The following is a 22,844-nucleotide window of genomic DNA, read 5'->3' on the forward strand; positions in this document are numbered from 1 at the left end:
CGGCGGGGGCGCCTGCAGCCGCAGGCGCCCCCGCACCCCCAACAGATCGACCCACCGAAACAGATCAGCTCATCGAACAGATCAGCGGGAAATAACCAATGAACGTACCCATTCTTCAGATGCGCGGGATCACCAAGACCTTCCCCGGCGTCAAGGCCCTCCAGGACGTCACCCTGGATGTGAACCGCGGCGAGGTCCACGCGATCTGCGGCGAAAACGGGGCAGGCAAGTCCACCCTGATGAAGGTGCTCTCCGGCGTCTACGCCCACAACACCTTCGAGGGCGACATCCTCTTCGAGAACGAACCGTGCGACTTCGCGTCCATCAGCGACAGCGAGAAGCGCGGCATCGTGATCATCCACCAGGAGCTGGCACTGAGCCCGTACCTGTCCATCGCGGAAAACATCTTCCTGGGCAACGAACTGGCCTCCCGCGGCTGGGTCGACTGGCGCAAGACCAACCTGGAAGCAGCCAAGCTGCTGGCCCGGGTGGGCCTGAGCGAGAACCCGGTCACCCCCATCCAGCACATCAGCGTGGGCAAGCAGCAACTCGTCGAAATCGCCAAGGCGCTGTCCAAGGAAGTGAAGCTGCTGATCCTGGACGAGCCCACCGCAGCCCTGAACGACGAGGACTCCGACCACCTGCTGGACCTGATCCTGCACCTGAAGGGCCAGGGCGTCACCAGCATCATCATCAGCCACAAACTCAACGAGATCCGCAAGGTAGCGGACGCCGTCACCATCATCCGCGACGGCAAGTCCATTGAGACCCTGCGCGTGGACCAGGGCGAGATCACCCAGGAGCGCATCATCCGCGGCATGGTGGGCCGCGACCTGGACAGCCTCTACCCCGAACGTGAACCGCAGATCGGCGAGGAAGTCCTGCGCATCGAAGACTGGACGGTCCAGCACCCGCAGGACCACACCCGCACCGTGGTCCACAACGCCAGCCTCAACGTCCGCAAGGGCGAAGTGGTGGGACTCGCCGGCCTCATGGGCGCAGGCCGCACCGAACTGGCCATGAGCGTCTTCGGCCGGACGTACGGCCGGGCCGTTTCCGGAAAAGTGTTCAAACACGGCAAGGAAATCAACACCTCCACCGTCCCCGAGGCCATCCGCCACGGCATCGCCTACGCCACGGAGGACCGCAAGCACTACGGCCTGAACCTCATTGAGGACATCAAGCGCAACATCTCCATGGCGGCCCTGCCAAAGCTCTCCAAACGCGGCTGGGTGGACGGCAACCAGGAAACCACGGTGGCCAACAGCTACCGGAAGAGCATGAACATCAAGGCCCCGTCCGTCGCGGCCATCACCGGCAAGCTCTCCGGCGGCAACCAGCAAAAAGTGGTCCTGAGCAAATGGATGTTCTCCGACCCCGACGTGCTGATCCTGGACGAGCCCACCCGGGGCATCGACGTCGGCGCCAAGTTCGAGATCTACACGATCATCGCCGAGCTCGCCGCCCAGGGCAAAGCCGTCATAGTGATCTCCTCCGAACTCCCCGAGCTCCTGGGCATCTGCGACAGGATCTACACCCTGTCCGCGGGCCACGTCACGGGCGAAGTCCCCATCGCCGAGGCCTCCCAGGAAACCCTCATGCACTACATGACAAAAGAGAAGGAATAACGGACATGTCCGCCCTACGAGAATCCCTCGGCTTCCTGGCAAGCCGCCTCCGCCAGGTCGGCATCTTCGTCGCCCTGATCCTGATCGTCCTGCTGTTCCAAGTCCTCACCGACGGGATCCTGCTCCAGCCGCAGAACGTCAGCAACCTCGTCGTCCAGAACAGCTACATCCTCATCCTGGCCATCGGCATGGTCATGGTCATCATCGCCGGGCACATCGACCTCTCCGTCGGCTCCATCGCCGGGTTCATCGGCGCCGTCGCCGGCGTCATGATCGTCCACTGGGGCTGGGCCTGGTGGGCAGCGATCCCGGCGTGCCTCCTCGTCGGCGCCCTCGTGGGTGCCTGGCAGGGGTACTGGATCGCCTACGTGGGCATCCCCGCGTTCATCGTCACCCTGGCCGGCATGCTGATCTTCCGCGGCCTGACCCTGATCACCCTGAAGAACCAGCAGATCACCCCCTTCCCGGATGAACTCCGCGCCCTCGGCGGCGGCTTCCTCCCGGACATCTCCGGCGGCACCTCGGTGCTCGAATGGCTCACCGTGATCCTCGGCGTCGGCGGCACCGCTGCCCTCCTGTTCCAGTCCATCAAGGAACGCCGCGTCCGCCGCAAGTTCAACCTGGAAAACGAACCCATGGCCTGGTTCGCCACCAAGACCGCGTTCATCGCCGTGCTGATGCTCATCATCACGTTCCTCCTCGCCAGCTACCGGGGCACCCCGATCGTGCTGCTCGTCCTCGCCGGCCTGGTCATCGCCTACTCGGCACTGATGAACAACAGCATCTTCGGCCGCCACACCTACGCCATCGGCGGAAACCTGCACGCCGCCGAGCTCTCCGGCATCAAGACCAAGGCTGTGACCTTCCGGCTCTTCGTGAACATGGGCGTCCTCGCCGCCCTGGCCGGCCTGATCTTCACGGCCCGCCTGAACTCGGCGCAGCCCGCCGGCGGCACCGGCTTCGAACTGGACTCCATCGCGGCCGCCTTCATCGGCGGCGCGGCGGTCCAGGGCGGCATCGGAACCGTGGCCGGTGCCATGATCGGCGGCCTCATCATGGGCGTCCTGAATAACGGCATGTCCATCCTCGGCCTCGGCACCGACTACCAGCAGCTCATCAAGGGCCTGGTGCTGCTGCTCGCCGTCGGCTTCGACATCTTCAACAAGAACCGCGCCGGCGGCGGATCGTCCATCGCCAAGCGCTTCAAGCTCCGGACCACGCCACCCGCCACCGAAACCAAGGCACCGGCAGCAACCGCGGCACCGGCCGAACCGGCCGCGCCGGTGGCAGCCGGCAGCCGCGAATCAGAGACCGCCTAACCGCCGGCCATCGGCCATCAGAAAGGACACGCCATGACCGCCTCCCTCGATTCCATCGACATCCGCGTCACGAGCCGGCACGCCCTGGACGAGCACCTCGAAGCAGCCGTGAAGGACCTCCAGGACCTGGCGATGCTCACGGGCACGCACGGTATCCTGGTCACGCGTCACCGGCCCGGAAACTACACGGCCGCACTTTCCGAGCAGGTCCCGTTCGGCATGACGCGCGAAGTCATCCACTGACGCGTTAGCAAATCCGCCGAGTCCCTCCCCGGATCACTGCGGGAGGGACTCGGCGTTTAAACGTTTAAAAGCAGTGAAGGTCGACGGCGGTTCAGCCCGCCAGGGTGCCCAGCGGACGGGAGACGCGGAGCTGCCCGTCCTCGATGAGCCAGTTCACGGATTCGAGTACGGCCTGTTCGGGCTCGTACCGCGGCGCGTAGCCAAGGAGGGACTTGGCCTTCTCGATGGTGAAGCAATGGCTGCGGTGGAGGTGGCCCCAGCTGGACTCGGCATAGTCTGCTGTGGTGGACCGGCGGAACTCGTCCCAGGTGACTGTTTCCAGCCTCGCCGTCTGCCCGAACCAGGCGGCGGCGGTCTCGGCATAGCCGCGGACGCTGAGCGCGGTGGGCGCGACGATGTTGAAGTCCTCCCCGGCGGCCGCGTCCCGGTGCCCGATGGCCTTCTCGAACGCCTGGGCGACGTCGTCGGCGTGCACGTGGTGCATCATCTCGGCGCCGCTGCCAGGGACCTGCAGGGGCTCACCAGCCGAAAGCGTGTGCCATACGGCCGGGTCGAGGTTCCCGAGCGGACCGGTGGGGTGCCAGCCGGGACCGACGATGTGGCCGGGGTGCAGGGATGTGGTGACCAGACCGCCGTCGGCCGTCTCTTCCTTCAGCATCCGCGCGATCCGGTCCTTCTGGATGCCGTACTCGTCAAATGGTGCGGCGGCCGAATCGGAACCTTCGGCGATGGGCAGCTTGAGGCTCTTGCCGTAGCGCCAGATGGAGCCGCAGTGCACCAAATGCCCGATCTCGCCGCGGAGGCGGCTGACCAGCGCGGTCGCAGACTCGAGCGTGAAGCAGACCAGATCGACGACGACGTCGGCCTGCAGTCCCGCTACCCTGTCACCGAAAGCGCCGTCCCGGTCTTCCTGTTGCCGGTCGGCAACGACTTGGCGCACCTGCTGCCATTCCGGTGCGTCGGCATAGATCCTGGAGGTCCCGCGGCTGATGTTGATGACCTCGTGGCCAGCACGGACCAGGCGCGGGACCAGGAAGGTGCCGATGTGGCCGCTGCCGCCGATGACAATAATTTTCAAACCCATGGCATCCACAGTAGGGGCCGGACCGGGGCCAGAGGGAGGCCCTGCCGAGGCCACCCACGCACTCGCCGCTGCGTCAGCCTGCCGGCGGCGCCGTGGAGCCCCGCACCACGAGCTTGGGGTTGAGGACCGAAGCCGCTGCCGAGGGGCCATGGGCCATGTCGGACAGCAGCATCCGGATGCAGCGCGCGCCGAGCTCCTTGAAGCCCTGGTTCACTGTGGTCAACGGCGGGACAAAGTAGGCGGCCTCCGGTTGGTCGTCGAACCCCACCACGCTAATGTCTTCCGGCACGCGCAGGCCTGCCTCGCTGAACGCGCGCAGCGCACCCAGGGCCATCTGGTCGTTCGCCGCGAACACGGCGGTGACGTTGCCTGCCGCTGCCAGTTCCTGTCCGGCGCGGTAGCCGCTTTCAGCGCTCCAGTCCCCCTGGATCAGCACGCCCTCCGGCACGCCGGCCTGCTCCAGCGTGCGCCGCCAGCCTTCGGTCCGGGCGGCGGCGTCAATCCAGTCCTGCGGCCCCGAAACGTGGGCGATCGCAGTGTGGCCAAGGTTCATCAGGTGCTGCACGGCAAGGGCCGCACCAACGCGCTGGTTCACGGCCGCGACCGTCAGGTGCTCGTCCGCCCCGAACCCCACGGCCACCAGCGGGACGGACAGGGCAATGGTGTGCAGCGATTTCAGCATGGTCTCGTGCGGAACGATCACTACGATCCCGTCCACGGACTGGAGCAGGAAGTGTTCCAGGGCATCGTGGATGCCGGCGGTGGTCACCTCGCTGAGGCTGGCCATGCTGACGGAATAGCCCTCGTTCCGGGCTGCCTGCTGGACGCCCAGCAGCGTATTGGCCGGGCCGTAGTGGGCCGTGCCGGCGCCTAGGACCCCGATGGCCTGCGATCGCCGGGTGACCAGGCTGCGCGCTGCGGTGTTGCGGCGGTATCCCAGCTCGGCGATGGCACGTTCCACACGCCGGCGGGTCTGGGCACTGACATTGGGATGGGTGTTGAGCACCCGCGACACGGTCTGGTGGGACACGCCCGCGAGGCGCGCCACGTCCTCCATGACGGGAGGACGTGGCGTTGCCTGAGCGCTCACGTGGCGAAGATGCTCCAGGATGCCTCGTGCGCGGCGCCCGGCTCCAGCCGGATCAGGTCCACGCCACTGTTGAAGGCATCAGGAGGGCAGGTCATGGGTTCCACGGCAAGGCCCAGCCGGTTGGGGGCCGGCGGCTGCTTGTCGGCGGTGTGGATCTGGAGCCACTGGCAGGTGCGGTCCCAGGCCATTCCGACGCCGGTCCCGCCCGGGTCCCGGACCAGCACGCGGGCCTGCCCGCCGGCGTCGGGCGTACCGCCGTCGAACGCTATGTCGGTGAACGCGTGGTCGATCTCTGTGGTGCCGATGGCGCGCGGCGTGCGGAAGTCGAAGTCATGCCCTTCCACGGTGCGCGTTTCCTTGGGCAGCAGCCGGTCCGGGGTCACCTCGAGGAACCGCCCGGCGGGGATCTGAAGGGTCCACTCGTCGAGCGGCGCCGGCCCAGCCACCAGGTAGGGGTGCGGGCAGACGCCGTACGGCGCCACGGTTCCGCCAAGGTTCGACGCCGTGACCCGGCTGTGCAGGCCGTCCTCCGCCAGCCGGTACTCGACGACGATGTGCACCTCGTGCGGGTATCCCGCCGTCGGCTGTGGCGTGCAGGACAGCGTCACCGACGAGTCGCTCTGCGACTCCAGGTCCCAGTCGAGGGGGAACGCCAGCCCGTGCAGGGCGCAGCCGCGGTCGGTTTCGTTGACGGGGACCTCGTACTCGGCGCCGTCGAACGTGTACCTGCCGTCGGCGATCCGGTTGGGCCAGGGCGCAGCGACGATGCCCCTGTAGTCGGGAATGGGGCCGCCCTCCGGGAACGGAACGATGAGGTCCCGTCCCCGGTGGCGCAGCTCACGCAGCGCACCGGCCTGCGCCGTGACAACGGCGGTGTAGTCGCCCGCCCGGATCTTGAACTCCGCCGCCGCCCCGGACTCGGTCACAGCCTGCCGGCCAGCCTGTAGTAGGCGGCGTTCCAGGCCAGTTCCTTCTTGAACTGCTTGAGGGTGGTGCCTTCGTCGATGGTGAGCAGCTCGGTCTGCGCGATCTCGGCGAAGTCCTCGAACACGTCCACGCCCACCTGGGTGGAAAGAACGGTGTGGTGCGCGGCCCCGGCCGTCAGCCAGGCTGCGGCGGAGGTGGCGAAGTCGGGCTTCGGTTCCCAAAGGGCCCGCGCTACAGGCAGGTTGGGCAGCGGCTCGTCGAGGTCGACGACGTCGACGGCGTTGGCGACCAGGCGGAACCGGTCGCGCATGTCGGACAGTGCGACGACGACACCGGGACCGGCGTCGGTGTCGAAGACCATGCGGACCGGGTCTTCCTTGCCGCCGATGCCCAGCGGGTGGATTTCGACGCGCGGCTTGGAGGCCGTCAGCGAGGGGCAAACCTCCAGCATGTGGGCGCCGAGGATCTTCTCCTGGCCGGGCACCAGGTGGTAGGTGTAGTCCTCCATCAGCGAGGCGCCGCCAGGCAGTCCGGCGCCCATGACCTTGGCGGCGCGGATCAGGATGGCGGTCTTCCAGTCGCCCTCGGCACCGAAGCCGTAGCCGTCGGCCATGAGCCGCTGGACGGCCATGCCCGGCAGCTGCCGCAGTTCGCCGAGGTCCTCGAAGGACGTGGTGAAGGCGGCGGAGCCGTTGGCTTCGAGGAAGCTGCGCAGGCCGAGCTCGATGCGGGCGCTGTAGCGGAGGGACTCATGGCGCGCTCCGTCGGAGCGGAGCTCCGGCGCCACGTCGTAAAGCCGCTCGTACTCAGCAACCAAAGTGTCGACGTCGGACTCCGCGGCGCCGTGCACGGCGTCGGCGAGCTCGTTGACGGACCAGGTGTTGACCGAGACGCCGAAGCGCAGCTCCGCCTCGGTCTTGTCGCCTTCGGTGACGGCAACGTTGCGCATGTTGTCCCCGAAGCGGGTCAGCTTCAGGTTCCGGACGGCGGCCCAGCCGGCGGAGGCGCGCTGCCAGACGCCCACCTGGCGGGCGACCTCCGGGTTGGACACGTGGCCCACGACGGTCTTGCGCGGCACGCCCAGCCGGGACTGGATGTAGCCGAACTCGCGGTCGCCGTGCGCGGCCTGGTTCAGGTTCATGAAGTCGAAGTCGATGTCCGCCCACGGCAGCTCGACATTGGCCTGGGTGTGCAGGTGCAGCAGCGGCTTGCGGAGCAGGTCGAGGCCCTGGATCCACATCTTGGCCGGGGAGAACGTGTGCATCCATGCCGTCACGCCGATCACGGAATCGTCCGAGTTGGCTTCCAGCGCGGTCCGGCGGATGGCGTCCGAGTCCGTCAGCACGGGCTTCCAGACGAGCTTGACCGGGACGTCCGAGGACTCGTTCAGGGCGGCAGCGATCTCCTGGGACTGGGCCGCCACCTGCTTCAGGACATCCTCGCCGTAGAGGTGCTGGCTGCCGGTGAGGAACCAGACCTCGTAGTGCTCGAGGGAGGTGTTGTGGGCGCTGGGCATTGGTGTCTCCTTTGAAAGTCTTGGGTGTGTGGCCGCGCTATGGGGGCCACGGGTGGGGCCGGAACTAGCGGCCGTAAACGTTCTGGTAGCGGTCGTAGAGCGACTCGATCTGGGCCGGGTCGATGGCCAGCGGTTCACCGAGCTGCCGGGAAACGTGGACCGTGCGGGCCACTTCCTCGCACATGACGGCGGCCTTGACTGCCGAGCGGGCGTCCTTGCCGATGGTGAACGGGCCGTGGTTTTGCATGAGCACCGCCGGGGAGTTGGATCCTCGCAGTGTTTCCACGATGCCGCGGCCGATCGAATCGTCGCCGATGAGCGCGAACGGGCCCACCGGGATGGGGCCGCCGAATTCATCGCCCATCATCGTGAGCACGCACGGGATCTCCTCACCGCGCGCTGCCCAAGCCGTGGCGTAGGTCGAGTGGGTGTGGACCACACCGCCGACGTCGGGCATGTTCCGGTAGACGTAGGCGTGCGCGGCGGTATCGGACGACGGCGTGAGGTCCGGGTTCTCCCACTGGGCCGGGACGCCGTCGGCGTCTGCGCTCAGGCTGCTGACCGGGGAGCCGTAGAGGTCAGTGACCACCATGAGTTTCGGGGCCAGGTCGTCGTAGGAGACGCCCGAGGGCTTGATGACCATGAGGTCGTAGCCGGGGATCCGGCCGGAGACATTCCCTGCCGTCCAGACCACAAGGCCGTACCGGGTCAGCTCGGCGTGCAGTTCGCAGACCTCGCGGCGGATACGGGCAATGGTTTCCAGCAGTGCGCTCACGCCGAAACCTCCTCAGTGGTCAGGGACTCAGTTTGCAGGGCCTGTGTGTTTAGGTGCGCGGCGTTGCGCTGGATGGCCTTGAGCCGGTGCATGACCTCGTTGGTTCCGCGGCCGAAGTAGTCGTGCAGGGTCCGGTACTCGCGGAACAGTGCGTCGTACGCCGCGACGTTCTCCGGGATCGGAGTGTAGACGGCGCCCGGTGCGGCACCCATCGCCTCGGACGCGGCCCGGACATCGGCGTACTTCCCTGCGGCAACGGCCGCGTGGATGGCCGAACCCAGGGCCGGGCCCTGGGTGGAACCGATGGTGGAGAGCTGGAGGCCGGTCACGTCGGAGTAGATCTGCATCAGGAGCTTGTTCTTCAGCAGGCCGCCGGCCACGATGAATTCCTTCACCGGAACGCCGGAATCCCGGAAAGCCTCCACGATGGTGCGGGTGCCGAAGGCGGTGGCCTCGAGCAGCGCCCGGTAGATGTCCTCGGGCCGGGTGGCGAGGGTCTGGCCCACAACCACGCCGGAAAGCTCGTGGTCCACCAGCACGGAGCGGTTGCCCGAGTGCCAGTCGAGGGCAATCAGACCGTGCTGGCCGATCGCCTGCCCGGACGCCAGGTCCGTCAGGTATTCGTGGATGCCCTGCCCGGCGTCAGCCGCGGCCTGGTGGTATCCGGGCGGGACACCGTACTTGGTGAACCAGCCGAAGATGTCGCCCACGCCGGACTGTCCGGCCTCGTAGCCCCAGAGCCCGTCGACGATGCCCCCGTCCACCACGCCGCACATTCCCGGCACCTCATGGAGCTCCGCGCCGTTCATGACGTGGCAGGTGGAGGTGCCCATGATGGCCACGAGCTGGCCCGGCTCCACAGCCTTCGCTGCCGGGGCGGTGACGTGCGCGTCCACGTTGCCCACGGCGACGGCGATGCCCTCCGGCAGTCCGGTCCAGACGGCGGCCTCGGCGGTCAGGTAACCCGCGGCGTCGCCCAGGCGGCCGATGGTGTGGTCCAGCTTGGCGCTCACGAAGTCCTTGAACTGCGGGTTCAGGGCGGCGAGGAACTCCTCAGACGGGTAGTGCCCGTCCTGGTAGATGCCCTTGTAGCCGGCGGTGCAGGCGTTGCGGACGTAGTTGCCGCAGAGCTGCCAGACGATCCAGTCGGCAGCCTCCACCCAATGGTCCATCTCGGCGTAAGCCTCGGGGTCCTCTTCCAGCAGCTGCAGTCCTTTGGCAAACTCCCACTCGGACGAAATCAGCCCGCCATAGCGCGGCAGCCAGGACTCGCCCAGCTCGGCGGCCAAGGCGTTGATCCTGTCGGCCTGGCCCTGCGCGGCGTGGTGTCGCCAGAGCTTGACGTAGGCGTGCGGCCGGTTGGCGTAGCCCGGCAGTTCGTTGAGCGGGGTGCCGTCTGCTTTGACGGGAACCATGGTGCAGGCGGTGAAGTCCGTGGCAATTCCAACGACGGCGGCCGGGTCGATTCCGGCGTCCGCAATCGCGGCGGGAACAGCGTGCCGCAGCACGTCCCGGTAGTCGTTGGGTACCTGCAGGGCCCATTCCCCGGGCAGCCTGGCGGCTGCTCCATCCGCAGCACCAGCGACATCCGCGGGGAGCGCTTCGGTGACTACCGCATGCGGGTAGTCGAACACGCCGCTGCCGAGTTCCTTGCCGTCCCGGACCCGCACAACCACGGCCCGGCCGGACAGGGTGCCGTAGTCCACCCCGATGACATAGTTTTCGCTGCCGTCTGCTGTGACGTCCATGAATCCTCCATATAAAGGCCCGTTTGCTTTCCGGGCTGAAACTATTGTGAGCGCTAACAACTTGCTGCGTCAAGTACCTACTTTGATGACTTCCTGGTTACTGCGAGCCAGGTCCTCCGCGGCTTAGTTCCCCGCGAGCGCGCCAGGGGAATCCGTGGTGCCCTGCCGCTGCACCGACGCACGTGGTGCTGCGGCGGTCTGGCGGATGATCAGCTCGGGCAGCCGCCGTTCGAGGTTGTGCGTGGAGTCCCCGGCTATCTTCCGCATCAGCAGCCTGAAGGCGTCGTGGCCCAGCATCACGAAGTCCTGGCTGACCGTGGTCAGGGGCGGCAGCCAGAAACGCGCCAGCGGGTGGTCGTCGAAGCCCACCACACTGAAATCCTGTGGCACAGTCTTGCCCTGGGCGGCAAGGCCGCTGATGAGGCCAATGGCCAGGTCATCATTGCCGCAAAACAGGGCCGTGACGTCGTGTCTGTTGGCGATCGCCTTTCCCAGGGTATGGGCGCTGGCCGGTTCCCAGGTCGCCTGTAACACTGGCGGCACCCTCGCGCCCGCATCCTTGAGCGCCTTCCTCCAGCCCTGGGTTCGCCCATCCTCGCGCCGCGAGGGCGGGATGGCCACATGATGCACGGTCTCGTGGCCCAAGTCCAGCAGATACCGCGTGGCGGCGGCCGCGGCCTTGGCCTCCTCGAAAACGGCCTGCGAGTGCCGGGCCTCGCGGGTTCCGGACATGACCGCCACCGGGATCCCTGCCGGAAGTGCACGCAGCGCCGCAACACCGGGCGGATCGAATTTGAGCACCACAATTCCCGCCACCTGCTGCCCTAGCAGCAGGTCAACAGCGCGCTGAACCTCGGTATCCTGGGTGCTTTCCACCACGGTGATGACCACGGTGTAGCCGGCGGCGCGGGCCGCCTCCTCGACGCCCTGGATGGCAGAGGCATAGCCGTACCGTGAGGTGTTCCCTGCGATGACGCCGATGATCGACCCGCGGCCGGAGACCAGGGCGCGGGCCGCGCTGTTGGGCCGGTATCCAAGCTGGGCGATTGCGTCGTGGACCCGCTTGGTCTTCTCGGAGCTGACCCGCTGCTTTCCGGTCAGGACCCGGGACACAGTGGGTACAGAAACCCCGGCCACACGGGCCACGTCGCCTATGGAGGGCGGCCGCACCTCGGAAGGGATCGACATGAGTTTGAGGTTCCGTTTCATAGTTGCGCTGGGGGTATTCGGTGCTACCACCAGCTTAGGGTCAGGGGCTTCGGGCCTACTTCACCGCGCCGCTGGTGACGCCGGCGATGATTTTCCGTTGGGCCAGGATGAACACGATGAGCAGCGGAAGGCTCATCAGGATGATGTAGGCAAAGATCAGGTGCCAGTTCTGCAGGTAGAGGCCGGAGCTGGCCACCTGGTAGAGGTTCAGGGGCAGTGTGTCGATGCGGCCGCCGATGACGAACAGTGCGTAGAAGACGTCGTTCCAGACGTAGAGGCAGATCAGAATGGTCGCCGTTGACAGCACCGGCACGAGCAGCGGAAGGATTATGGTGAGGAACACCTTCACCGGACCGGCGCCGTCCATCCGGGCTGCCTCCTCCAGCTCCAGCGGAATGGTCCGGACGAAGCCTGTGACGAAGAAGATCACCGTGGACAGGTACATGCCCACGTAGACGCCGATCATGCCGGCGCCGGTACCCGCGAGCCCCAACTGCCGGAGAAGCAGGACGATGGTGACAACGGCCGGAGGAAGGATGATGCCGCTGATGGCCAGCGCGTACAGCACCGAATTCATCCGCGACTTGCGGCGGGCAAGGATCCAGGCGGCCAGGGAGCCGAGGAAGAGGACCACGGCCACCGTGGGAACCATGATGGCAACGCTGCCCAGGAGCGCCGTGGTCATCTTGCCTTGCGTGAATACCTGGGCGAAGTTCTCCATCAGGTGCCAGTCCGTTGGCAGCTGCAGGTTGGGATTCAATGCCTCGGCCTGGGTTTTGCCCGCAGTCACCACCACCATCCACAGCGGAATGCCGAGGAGGACGAGGACGGACAGCAGCGCGGCCGCGGGCTGGATGTAGCCGGTGGGCCGACGGCGTTGCCTGATGCGGCCGTTGCGGCTGTCGGGGTCAGTGGGACGAAGGACAGTAGGAGCGGTCACAGGACTTCCTCACGCTTGCGGAGCATCCGGACCACCGGGAAGGCGAGGACGGCCACCGTCAGGAAGAGCACCAGGCTCATAGCGGTGGACTGGGCGAACAGGCCTTGGCCGAAGGTGCGGAAGATGAAAATGTTGAGCAGCTCGGTGCTTTTCGCCGGGCCGCCTCCCGTTGTTGCCTGGACAATGTCGAAGCCGTTCATCGAGCCAAGCAGCGCCGTGGCCACGTTGAAGGTGACGGCCGGCGCAATAAGCGGGAACTTGATGCGCCAAAACGTCTGCCACGGGGTGGAGCCGTCCAGGCGGGCCGCTTCTAGGACATCGCCGCTGATGGTTTTAAGCCCTGCGAGGTAGATGAGCATGGACAGGCCCATCCATTTCCACGCGTGGATGAGGGCGACGACGACGATCGTCCAGCTCGTTGAGCCCAGCCAGGCGACGCTGATGTCCTGCTGGAACAGCGCCGAAAGAATTCCGTTCAAGGCCCCTTCGGGTTTGAGGAGGGCCCGGAAAATGTAGCCGACGGCAAGGGCGGACATGATGACGGGGATGAAGAACATCACCCGGGAGAAGCGGTTGATCCGGGTGTCCCGCTCCAGCAGCACGGCCAGCCCCAGCCCGAACAAGTTCTGGAACACCGCGACCATGGCGGCATAGAACAGTGTGATCCAGAGCGAGTTGATCAGGGTGCCGCTGCCCAGCAGGTCCACGAAGTTGCTGATGCCGGCGAAGTTGATCGCGGACTTGAAGCTGGACCAGTCGGTGAAGGCGTAGATGAAGTTGAAGAGCGTGGGAAGGAAGAAGAACACGAACAGGACCGCGAAGGCCGGCAGGAGGAACCACATCGGGTGGGAGGACCTGTCGCGGTGTTGCCGGCCGGCGGGGGCCGGAACAACCGGTTGTCCTTGGCGCCTGCTGGCGGGGCGGACGATGGTAGGGAGCGCCATGGTGGAGCCTTTCAGGCGGGCACCGGCAGAAGCCGGTGCCCGCCAGGATTCTGGGCGGTCAGAAACCCGCTGCGCCCTGTGCTTTGGCGAGCTGGGCGAACTGGGTCTGGGTTTCCTGGGCGACCTGCTGCGGGGTCTTGGTGCCCTGGATCATGTCAGCGAGGTTGAGGTAGAGGTCCGGGTTGGCCACTGCGAGTGACTGCATGGAGCCAACCGAGTCGGACAGCGATCCGGCCGCATCGAGCAGCGCCTGCGGCACCTCGGCGGAATCCTTGGCATCCGTTACAAGGGAAACGGTCTTCTGGTCCGTGACGAAGTCCTGGTACCCCTCGCCCATCCAAAAGCTCAGGAGTTGGCGCGCGGCAGCTTCCCGCGCGGAGTCGCCGGTCTTGAAGGCGATCAATGCGTTGGACTGGTCAGGGATGACCGTTGCAACGTTACCGCTAGGCGAGATCGGGAAGAACCCGATCTTCTTGTTCAGCTCGGAGGTGTCCGCCTTGGCCTGGAGCTGGCCGAAGAAGGAGTTGACCTGGACGGCCATGGCGGCCTTGCCGGAGAGCAGCGCATCCGCCTGGTCGGCAAAGGTGGCGGTTTTGATGTTCGGGTTGAACAGACCCTCATCGATCAGGCCCTTGTAGTTTTGCACTGCTGTCAGGATGGTGGAATCGGTGAACTTTTCCTGATTCTGGTTCACCTTGTCCCAGAGCCCGTTTTTTGCGGCATCGGCGAGCTGGACCTGGACCCACCACTGGGTGGCCCACTTGTCGCCGCCCATCTCGAAGAAGGGCACGGTGCCGGACTTCTTGATGGTCCGTGCAGCCGTAAGGAACTCGTCCCAGTTCCTGGGCGTTTCGGTGATGCCGGCCTTGGTGAAGACGTCCTTGTTGTAATAGACGCCCTCAACTCCCGGGCTGGTAATCAGCGCTGCGTAGCGGGTGTTGTCGAGGATTCCGGTCATGTCCTTGACCGCGGGCTTGAGGTTCTCAACCCAGGGACCGCCATCGAGGGGCTGCAGGTTGGTCTTGGCATTGATGGCGGTCAGCATCGAAGTGGTGGGCTGCCAGAAGGCCAAGTCGGGCTTGTCACCGGTGGCAATCTTGGTCTGGACACCCTGTTCGTACGGGTCCGGGATAGTGACCACGTTGACCTTCGCGCCGGTCTTGGCCTCGAATGCACTGACAACGCTCTTGGGCACACTGTTCGAATTCTGCGCTGCCCAGATGGTCAGGTTCACCCCGTCCAGCTTGGTGCCCGCATCAGGCCAGGCGGCCGGGGCGGTATTAGTCGCCGCACTGCCCGGATCGCTGCAGCCGCTCAAGGCGATGAGCCCTGCGGCCAGCAATGCCGTGGCCTTGAGGAAATTCTTCATTGAACTGCTCCTTGTCACTTGAAAGTGTGAGTCATTGGGGGGGTGGATAAGAAATCGGGTGGGGCGAGACACTACTGCTCCACGGTGAGCCGGAACGTCCGGGCCGAAGGGGCAGGGGAAGCGGAGTGCACGTGCAAGAGCCCTGCTGCAGGGTTCCATTCCGTCTTCCATTCAGTCAGGTTGGTGGGGAAGATGGTCTGGACCGAAACAGCCTTGCCGGCGAGGGCCGGAAAGCGCATGTCCAGGAGCTCAGGTGCCCCGGGACGCCGCCAGACGGTGACGAAGCTGTCTCCGCCGGAGTCCAGCGCCAGCGCCACGGCTGCATCGTCCCACTGGGGCAGCCCCAGGGGCCATGAGGGTGTGCTTGCCGCAATCGCGAGACGCAGCTCCTTGTGGACAGCCATGGCCTCGTGCACCACGTACCGCTGGGCCTCGGACAGCCGGTTCAGGTGCCCTGACAGGTAGAGCCTGCCCAGGAGTCCGGTGGCCATGTTGAAAGCGATGGACTCCTCGTCCATGGCCTCGTTGGGATATGCCCAGTTTGCAGCCTGTTCCGGCAGGACCAGCATCGGCGCCGCAGCGGCGATGGGCGGGTACTTAAGGGGGTCCTGCTGGTCCGAGGTGGACTGCAACTGCAGCCGTGAGAGCAGGGCGAAGTCCATTCTCATCGCACCGGAGCCGCAGTTTTCGATGATCAGGTCCGGATGGCGGTCCAGGACCGAGTCAAGCCAGGCAAGATGAGCGCGGTTATGGCGCAGCAGGCCCTCCCCTGCGCTGTGGGCATCCCGGTCCGTGCCCGGACCGGGATTGATGTTGTAGTCGAGCTTGAAGAAACCGACGCCAAACTCCTCCACCAGGCGGTCAACCACGGCATCAACATGCTGCCGGGCAGCCGGGTTACTGAGGTCGAGGTGATAGCGCCCCGCCTCCCGGACCCGAACGCCGCCCCTGCTCAGGAACGCCTCCGCCGGCAGGGCTGCCGCCATGGGGCTCCGGACGCCGATCACTTCGGGCTCCAGCCACAGGCCGGGGACCATGCCGCGCTCTTTGATATGGCCAATGACCTTCCCGAGTCCGCCGGGGAACCGGCGGGCGGACGGTGTCCACTCCCCGACGCTGTCCCACCAGTCGCCGCCATCGTCGTACCAGCCGGCGTCGATGCAGAACACCTCGGCGCCGGCATCGGCGGCGCCGTCGATCAGCGGGAGGAGCCTGTCCGTCGTCGGGTCCCCCATGAGCGTGTTCATGTAGTCGTTGTAGACAACGTGAAGCTTTTTGTTGTCGAGGTGCGGCCGCCGGGCAGCACGGCGGTAGGCGGAGAGGTTCGCAACAGCGCCCTGCAGGTCCGGGCCCAGGGCGATGGTTACCGGAACCGTGGTGAACGTATCGCCGGGGTTCAGCATCTGCTGCCACTGGTGGTCCGCGTCAGTGGGTCCGCTCAGCCCCAGGGCTATCCCCTCAAGGCCTTCGGTCACCTCCCACCGCCAGCCGCCGTTATGCTCGACTTGCCACGCGACCGCAAAGCCTTCCTCTTCATTGACCAGGACGGCGGCAGGCAAGTCACGGCCGGTGGACCAGGTTCCCTTCGAGCGGGCAATGAAGCCGCTGCGGGCTTCCTGGCCGCCATGAACCGCCAGGGCCAGGTCCGGCGACGCCGAACGGAGCGGCTGGACGCACCACCTGTTCTCGCCAAGCCAGTCATTGGAGCCGGACGCCAGCTGGAACCTGTCTGCGGGGCCGTTTCCGATCCTGGAGCTCAGGGTGGTGACGGCCAGGAGGGTCTGGGGCTGCGTCCCGGCGTTCGTCACGCATGCCACGACGTTGAGGACGGCGGCGCCGGCGGGAGCCGACAGCCGCAGCTCAACTTCCACACCGGATTCTGCGTCCGCCATCGCCAACCGCGCCTCGACGCCGCCCGGCCCCTCCTGCACATGGTGTGCCACATGCCGCAGGCGCCGGCCCACCGACGTCAGCCCAAGGCGCTCCGACGGGTGGTGCCGCCCCTCCTCGACCGTGAGGATCTCGACCAGAGGCTGGCCAGGCAGCATCTCAAGTTTGTTGCCGGCGAACGCCAGGGACCCAAGATAGGGTGCGCCGGCGCGATCCTGACGGAAATCCACCGTCAGTGCATCATGCCCGAAGGACAGAACAGGGCTGGACAAAACGTTCTCCTAACCCCTCGAGAGGGCGGCTAGATTCTTGAAGACGTTTTCATGATAACGTCTTCAAAAGTGATGTCAACCACAGTAGGCTCCTAATTGTTGGCGCTAACAAGGAGCTTCCGCCCTGCGCCTTCCACGCCATGTTCCATGAGCTGAGACCGGACTTGGACCCGGTACGAAGGAGTACGAATTGAGCAGCAAACTGACATCGCCGCGCCGGCGGTTCCCTATGGCGCTCCCGGCGGCGGTAACAGCGGCCGCGCTTTCCCTGACGGTCGGCGGCTTTGCCGCCCAGCCAGTGGCCGCCGCACAGGCGGAGACACTGTCCGTCGACCTGGCGCAATCCACCGGCGATTTCCGCGGCGGGGCAACAGGCACACTGTATGGACTGGGCGACGACGGTGTACCAAGCCAGGCGGTCCTCAACGGAGCCCACATCATCAACACCTCCCAGAAGCCGCCGCAGGGCGCGCAACACCCCAACGGTGATGCGCTGGACGTTGAGTCCTCCTTCTTCGCGGCCGGCGGCAAAGACCTCTACGTCTACATCCAGGACGAATACCCAGACTGGGCCTACAATGCCGGCAAGCGACCGGGCGATGCCAACAGCGACGGCGAATGGGACTACCTGCCCATCATCCGTTCGGTGGCGGAGAAGATCGCAACCCAGTCCGCGCATCCCGAGAAATACATCTTCATCCCGTTCAACGAGCCCGATGCCGGCAACTGGTACCCGAACTGGACAACGCAGAAGGACCAGTTTCTTGCCGACTGGAGCGCCGCGTACCAAGCCATCCAGGACGTGTACGCTGCCCATGGCCTGCCCAAGGCGAAGATCGGCGGCCCGGGGGACGCCTGGTGGCACCAGGACCGTAGTACCGACTTCCTGGCCTATACGAAGGGCAAGAGCGAACTGCCGGACGTCTTCATCTGGCATGAGCTGGGCACCAACAACCTGGCCACGTTCCGCGGCCACTTCGCCGAATACAAGCAGATCCTCCGCGACCTGGGCCTTCCGGACATCCCCGTGAACATCACCGAATACGGCATGCTCCGCGACATGGGCGTACCCGGGCAGCTGGTCCAGTGGATGTCCATGTTTGAGGACGCCAAGGTGGACGCGCAGACCGCCTACTGGAATTACGCGGGGAACCTTTCCGACAATTCCTCACGCAACAACGGCGCCAACGGTGGCTGGTGGATGTTCAAGTGGTACGGCGACCTCACCGGCTCACACACGGCACGAGTCACCCCGCCCCAGCTCAACGCCCCTGACACACTCCAGGGCATCGCCGCCGTCGACACCGCGAAAAAGAAGGCCACAGTGCTTCTGGGCGGGGGTTCCAGCGATGTGAACGTGTCCGTCGCCGGAATCGACAAGAATGTCTTCGGCAACTCCGTGGACGTGCAAGTCCGGGCCAACCGGCTCAACGGCGCCGAAGGTGCCTCGCTTCAACCGCCGGTGGTTGTCGCCAGCCAGGCCAAAGTCAAGGACGGCAAAATCTCGGTCACGGTCCCCAACAACAGCCGCTACTCTGCCTATCAGCTCGAAATCACCCCGGCCAAGGCGGACCCCCAGCCTGTCGCGAACGATCTGGTCAGCAGCACCGAGGCTGAGAACGCGGCCCTGACCGACGCCACCGTCTACAACCAGGACCCCTCCCGCGAATGGTCCTTCATGGCCTCCGCAGGCAAGGACGTGGGCTCCTTCAACAAGGCCACCTCGGCTGCCAGCTGGGAGGTGACCGTTCCCCACACCGGAACCTACCGGCTCTCCGTACTCGCCGGCGCCAACCAGAAGCCCGGCCAGCACGCTCTGTTGGTGGACGGGACCTTCAACCAGCTGATCAAATATTCAGCGGGCCTGTCCTGGACCTACCGCGGCACCACCGACGCCACGGTCGCTCTGACCGCCGGCACGCACACCCTGTCGCTGCGGGCGAGCAAGGACGGATCCACCCAGCTGCCGAATGCGGACATCACGCTGGACCGCTTCGACCTCTTCGACATCACTGACGGCGAAAAAGCTGTCTACCCGGCTGCGGACGCCCGTCTGGCCGACGGCGCCCAACTGTCGTACGCCAAGAAGAATACGGCGGGGACGGCCCAGCTGTCGGGCAGCAGCACCGCGACGTTCTTCGCATCCACGGCCGAGACCGGCTACTACGACGTCACCACGCACTTCACCACGAGTGCTGCTTCTGCCCTGAAGCTCGCCGTAAACGGGCGCGCGGTGTCGCTTCCGGCGGCCGCCCGCTCCGGCACCTGGGCCTCAACAGCACGGGTCTACCTTCCGCAGGGAATTAGCGAGCTGACCATCAGCGCGCCATCTGGCGCCCTCGTCCACAGCATCACCACCCTGCGCGGCGCCGAACAGAAGAGCTCCGATTCGGACGCCTCAAACGTGTTCCGTTCAGAGGCGGAAGCATTGCCACGCGCCGGAGCCAGCGCCGTGCAGACGGCCGCAGCCGGCTCAAACGGTTCCGCTGACGCCTCCGGCGTGGTGCGCGACGTCGGCTACGTCGGGAACGGCGCAGGCAACACCCTTAGCATCCCGCGCCCGGCAGGCTTCGGGGCGGGCGAGTACCAGCTGGTGGTTGGCGCCGCGAACGCCGATAAGTCGGCCGCCATCAACTACAACCCTCAGGTGATCAGCCGCTTCGTTGATGTCACCGAGGCAGGGGGTTCTACGGTCCGTGGTGCCATGCGCCACAACTACGCGTGGAACAGCTACTGGGACAAGACCATACCGCTGAGCCTGGCCACCGGCGACGGAACGTTGGTGCTGGGCAACGCCACGGCCTACGCCCCGAACATTGACACGGTGACCCTGGCCAAGTTTGTCGCCGGCACCCCAACCACTGTCAGGGGTTAACCCTCAGACGGTCAGAAGTGGCTGGCGGCGGGCACCGACAGGTGTCCGCCGCCAGCCACTTTCCTGCGTCTGCGGTGATGTGCTGGCCTTCCTGCCCTCAGGCAGGGGCGGCGGTACTCCCGCGGACCACGAGTTCAGGCTCAACCACCGTGGTGCTCACCGTGTCCCCCTTCTCGATGGCGCTCAGCATCAGATCCATGCAGCGCCGGCCGAGCTCCTCGAAGTCCTGCCGCACGGTGGTGAGGGGTGGCGTGAAATAGCCCGACTCCGGCTGGTCGTCAAAGCCCACCACCGAGACGTCCTCGGGCACGCGGACGCCCGCCTCGCTGAAGGCGCGGAGCAAGCCCAGGGACATCTGGTCATTGCCCACGAAGAGCGCCGTTGCGGTCCGCTCCGCGGCCAGCTTCCGCCCGATCTCATAGCCGCTGCCGGCGCTCCAGTCGCCCTCGACCACAAGATTGTCATCCAGGCCGGCCGCGCGCAGGGCTGCGCTCCAGCCCTCGGCGCGCGCCACGGCGTCGATCCAGTCCTGCGGGCCGGCAATGTGGCCGATCCGGCGGTGGCCCTGCTCAATCAAATGCCCGACGGCGAGCTCGGCCCCCCGCTTCTGGTCCACCATGGCGCCGCTCACCGACTCGCTGCCCAGCGATCCCACGGCCACCACGGGCACCCCGGGTTTCAGTTCCTCGAGGGCAAGGAGCGTCTCGGAATGCGGCACGATCACCACAATGCCGTCCACCGACTGATCCAGGAAGTGCCGGATGGCATCGAAGATGGCCTCGCGGCTCACTGCCCGCAGGGCAGCGATGCTGACGAAGTAGCCGGCATCGCGCGCGGCATGCTCAACGCCCAGCAAGGTGTTGGCCGGACCGTACTGGGAAAGCTCGCTGCCCAGCACTCCTATGGTCTGCGACTTCCGGGTCACCAGGCTCCGCGCCGCGGTGTTGCGCCGGTAACCCAGCTCGGCAATGGCCGCCTCGACGCGCTCACGCGTGGCCTTGCTGACGTTGGGGTGGTTGTTGATCACCCGCGACACGGTCTGGTGCGAGACTCCCGCACGCTCAGCCACATCCTCAAGCCGGGGCATCCGGGCACTGGTTTTTGCCATGGGGTAATTGTGCGCGACCCAAGCCGGAAGCACGAATAGACGCGACGGACGTAAACTGATGGGAGCAAAGGAGCGCTGGCGATGGACAGAAAAGTTCATCATTCTGGGGCCGGATCTTCCGCACGGCACATGCTGACGGGCCTCCTGCTCCTGCTCGCTTTCCTCCTTGGATACCTGCCCGGCGCCGCTCCCGCACGCGCAGTTTCACTCAACGGCCATGACATCTCCTGGCCCCAGTGCCCGACGTCGGTGGGCGGCTTTGGCCTGCCCCTCCCGCCGGCGGCGTCCCAGTTCGTGGTGATCGGCCTGACGAAGGGACTGCCCTTCACGGAGAACCCGTGCCTGGCCAGCCAGGTTGCGTGGGCGTCCAGCAACCGGAAACCGGCCCAGGCCTACACCATGGCCGCCTTCCCGACGGTCGCCCAGCTCACCGCCCACCGGTCCTCGGGACCGTGGTCGGCAGCCACCCGGGCGGGGCAGCTTTCCAACGTCGGCTACGCCGAAGCACGGTTTGCTGTTGCAAGCCTGGCGCGGGTGCCGTTTGCGCCGCGCGTGGTGTGGATCGACGTCGAACCACGCCCGGCCCAGCCTTGGCCCACTGCGAGCGCGGCGCAGCAGCGCGAAAACCGGTACATCATCGAGGGCCTCATGCGCGGGCTGCGGGATTCCGGCTATTCCTATGGCCTGTACTCGTTCGCTTCGGGCTGGGCCAGCATCACCGGTTCCTGGCGGCTCTCCGGCGTTCCAGTGTGGGCCACCGCCGGACGGCTGGATTTCCCCGCAGAAGCCCTGAATCTTTGCCGCACCCCAAGCTTCTCCGGCGGCCGCGTGTACCTTTCCCAGTGGTACGACGACACCCGGGACTACGACCTGACCTGTGACCCCTACGCTTTCACTCCCCTGCCGGTTCCGGCGTCCACCCTGTCCCGCTCGACGGCCGACTTCAACGGGGACTGGAACACGGACATTCTGGCCCGGGTCACGGCGACGGCTGAACTGCGGCTGTATCGGGGGAACGGCCGCGGCAGTCCGCTCCCCGGCGTGCCGATCAGTAACGGCTGGCGGGGCTACAGCGCCCTTGAGACTCCCGGCGACCTCAACGGCGACGGCGCGCTGGACGTCCTCGCCCGGGAGGATGCCACCGGCATCCTCTGGCTGTACCGCGGCAACGGCACCGGCGGATTCCTTGCCCGGACCAGGATCGGCGCCGGCTGGAACGCCATCAGCGCCATCATCGGGCCGGGTGATTTCAGCGGTGACCAGCGTGTGGACATCCTTGCCCGAGAGTCTGCCACCGGTTTTCTCTGGCTGTACCGCGGCAACGGCACGGGCGGCTTCCTGCCGCGGACCCGCGTGGGCTCCGGCTGGAACATCTTCAACGCCCTGGTGGGCCCGGGCGACATGAACGGCGACGGCAGCGTCGACGTCTTGGCCCGCGAGCGCGCCACCGGCGTCCTGTGGCTGTACCGCGGCACGGGTACGGGCGGCTGGCTCCCCCGCGTCCGGGTGGGTGCCGGCTGGAACGTCATGACCGCCGTCGTAAGTCCCGGCGACTTCAACGGCGACCGCAACCCGGACCTGCTGGCGCGCGACGCCGCCGGCGTCCTGTGGCTCTACCCCGGGCTCGGCACTGGCCAGTTCGCCTCCCGGGTGCGCATCGGCGCCGGGTGGAACGGGCTCGCCCCGCTCTTCTAGCCCGGGCTTCTGATTCAACGTTTAACCAGCAACCCCGGTTTTCCGGCCCGTGCTCTTTGTTCACTTGGCCGCGGCCTTGGAACGGCCACCCCCTCATACCCGTCTCATTGAGGGGGTATGCACCGCATTCGTCCAATGTTTTCCCAAGCCCCGGCCCGCACAGTAGTTGCGCGGGGCAACGACAGGCGCAACCGGCTTCCGCAAAGCCAGGA

The 22,844-nt window shown here is 66.3% G+C and carries 17 protein-coding genes; 5 read left to right on the forward strand and 12 right to left on the reverse strand.

Annotated features, from left to right (window positions below; all coding sequences use genetic code 11):
* The first annotated feature begins 98 nt into the window (after positions 1 to 98).
* The 3 genes from mmsA to ACTHQX_RS10815 are packed head-to-tail and all read left to right on the forward strand — an operon-like array spanning position 99 to position 3,190.
* Positions 99 to 1,628: a multiple monosaccharide ABC transporter ATP-binding protein gene (gene mmsA / locus ACTHQX_RS10805; protein ID WP_440157511.1), complete on the forward strand. Its 1,530-nt coding sequence runs from the start codon at positions 99 to 101 to the stop codon at positions 1,626 to 1,628.
* 5 nt (positions 1,629 to 1,633) lie between these two features.
* Positions 1,634 to 2,947 carry a multiple monosaccharide ABC transporter permease gene (gene mmsB, locus ACTHQX_RS10810; RefSeq protein WP_440157513.1) on the forward strand — a complete coding sequence of 438 codons (1,314 nt, stop codon included), beginning with the start codon at positions 1,634 to 1,636 and terminating at the stop codon, positions 2,945 to 2,947.
* A gap of 33 nt (positions 2,948 to 2,980) precedes the next feature.
* Positions 2,981 to 3,190: a hypothetical protein gene (locus ACTHQX_RS10815; RefSeq protein WP_236806197.1), complete on the forward strand. Its 210-nt coding sequence runs from the start codon at positions 2,981 to 2,983 to the stop codon at positions 3,188 to 3,190.
* Positions 3,191 to 3,281: 91 nt separating this feature from the next.
* Here the strand turns inward: ACTHQX_RS10815 and ACTHQX_RS10820 are convergent, their stop codons facing one another.
* From ACTHQX_RS10820 to ACTHQX_RS10870, 11 genes are all read right to left on the reverse strand, one after another.
* Positions 3,282 to 4,268: an NAD-dependent epimerase/dehydratase family protein gene (locus ACTHQX_RS10820; RefSeq protein WP_440157565.1), complete on the reverse strand. Its 987-nt coding sequence runs from the start codon at positions 4,266 to 4,268 to the stop codon at positions 3,282 to 3,284.
* Positions 4,269 to 4,347: 79 nt separating this feature from the next.
* On the reverse strand, positions 4,348 to 5,364 hold the full coding sequence (locus ACTHQX_RS10825) for a LacI family DNA-binding transcriptional regulator (RefSeq protein ID WP_440157515.1): 1,017 nt from the start codon (positions 5,362 to 5,364) through the stop codon (positions 4,348 to 4,350).
* Positions 5,361 to 6,290, reverse strand: coding sequence for an aldose 1-epimerase family protein (locus ACTHQX_RS10830; RefSeq protein ID WP_440157517.1), 930 nt, complete (start codon positions 6,288 to 6,290; stop codon positions 5,361 to 5,363). Before ACTHQX_RS10830 ends, ACTHQX_RS10825 begins: the two co-directional genes overlap by 4 nt.
* Positions 6,287 to 7,807 (reverse strand): L-arabinose isomerase, encoded by a 1,521-nt coding sequence (gene araA / locus ACTHQX_RS10835; RefSeq protein WP_440157519.1) that lies wholly within the window; start codon positions 7,805 to 7,807, stop codon positions 6,287 to 6,289. The genes ACTHQX_RS10830 and araA overlap by 4 nt, the downstream gene beginning before the upstream one ends.
* Before the next feature lie 64 nt (positions 7,808 to 7,871).
* On the reverse strand, positions 7,872 to 8,582 hold the full coding sequence (locus ACTHQX_RS10840) for an L-ribulose-5-phosphate 4-epimerase (protein ID WP_440157521.1): 711 nt from the start codon (positions 8,580 to 8,582) through the stop codon (positions 7,872 to 7,874).
* Positions 8,579 to 10,330 carry a ribulokinase gene (araB, locus tag ACTHQX_RS10845; RefSeq protein WP_440157522.1) on the reverse strand — a complete coding sequence of 584 codons (1,752 nt, stop codon included), beginning with the start codon at positions 10,328 to 10,330 and terminating at the stop codon, positions 8,579 to 8,581. The genes ACTHQX_RS10840 and araB overlap by 4 nt, the downstream gene beginning before the upstream one ends.
* Positions 10,331 to 10,453: 123 nt before the next feature.
* Positions 10,454 to 11,518 (reverse strand): LacI family DNA-binding transcriptional regulator, encoded by a 1,065-nt coding sequence (locus ACTHQX_RS10850; protein ID WP_440157524.1) that lies wholly within the window; start codon positions 11,516 to 11,518, stop codon positions 10,454 to 10,456.
* 76 nt (positions 11,519 to 11,594) lie between these two features.
* Entirely contained in the window at positions 11,595 to 12,479 is an 885-nt protein-coding gene (locus ACTHQX_RS10855) for a carbohydrate ABC transporter permease (protein ID WP_440157526.1), read from the reverse strand.
* Entirely contained in the window at positions 12,476 to 13,423 is a 948-nt protein-coding gene (locus ACTHQX_RS10860; protein WP_440157528.1) for a carbohydrate ABC transporter permease, read from the reverse strand. The genes ACTHQX_RS10855 and ACTHQX_RS10860 overlap by 4 nt, the downstream gene beginning before the upstream one ends.
* A 58-nt stretch (positions 13,424 to 13,481) precedes the next feature.
* On the reverse strand, positions 13,482 to 14,792 hold the full coding sequence (locus ACTHQX_RS10865) for an ABC transporter substrate-binding protein (protein WP_440157530.1): 1,311 nt from the start codon (positions 14,790 to 14,792) through the stop codon (positions 13,482 to 13,484).
* A 71-nt stretch (positions 14,793 to 14,863) separates the two neighbouring features.
* On the reverse strand, positions 14,864 to 16,954 hold the full coding sequence (locus ACTHQX_RS10870) for a glycoside hydrolase family 36 protein (RefSeq protein WP_440157532.1): 2,091 nt from the start codon (positions 16,952 to 16,954) through the stop codon (positions 14,864 to 14,866).
* A gap of 190 nt (positions 16,955 to 17,144) precedes the next feature.
* Between ACTHQX_RS10870 and ACTHQX_RS10875 the strand changes: the two genes are divergently transcribed.
* Positions 17,145 to 19,829: a CBM35 domain-containing protein gene (locus ACTHQX_RS10875; protein WP_440157534.1), complete on the forward strand. Its 2,685-nt coding sequence runs from the start codon at positions 17,145 to 17,147 to the stop codon at positions 19,827 to 19,829.
* A 97-nt stretch (positions 19,830 to 19,926) separates the two neighbouring features.
* On the opposite strand, the gene ACTHQX_RS10880 is transcribed toward ACTHQX_RS10875, so the two are convergent.
* The gene (locus ACTHQX_RS10880; RefSeq protein ID WP_440174576.1) at positions 19,927 to 20,937 is read right to left on the reverse strand and encodes a LacI family DNA-binding transcriptional regulator; all 1,011 of its coding nucleotides are present in this window, start codon (positions 20,935 to 20,937) and stop codon (positions 19,927 to 19,929) included.
* A gap of 129 nt (positions 20,938 to 21,066) precedes the next feature.
* Here ACTHQX_RS10880 and ACTHQX_RS10885 point away from each other — a divergent pair, with 129 nt between their 5' ends.
* Positions 21,067 to 22,632 carry an FG-GAP-like repeat-containing protein gene (locus ACTHQX_RS10885; RefSeq protein WP_440157536.1) on the forward strand — a complete coding sequence of 522 codons (1,566 nt, stop codon included), beginning with the start codon at positions 21,067 to 21,069 and terminating at the stop codon, positions 22,630 to 22,632.
* Positions 22,633 to 22,844: the final 212 nt, after the last annotated feature.

Origin of the sequence: Arthrobacter sp. SAFR-023 (assembly GCF_051965295.1) — a bacterium.
Lineage (GTDB): Bacteria > Actinomycetota > Actinomycetes > Actinomycetales > Micrococcaceae > Arthrobacter.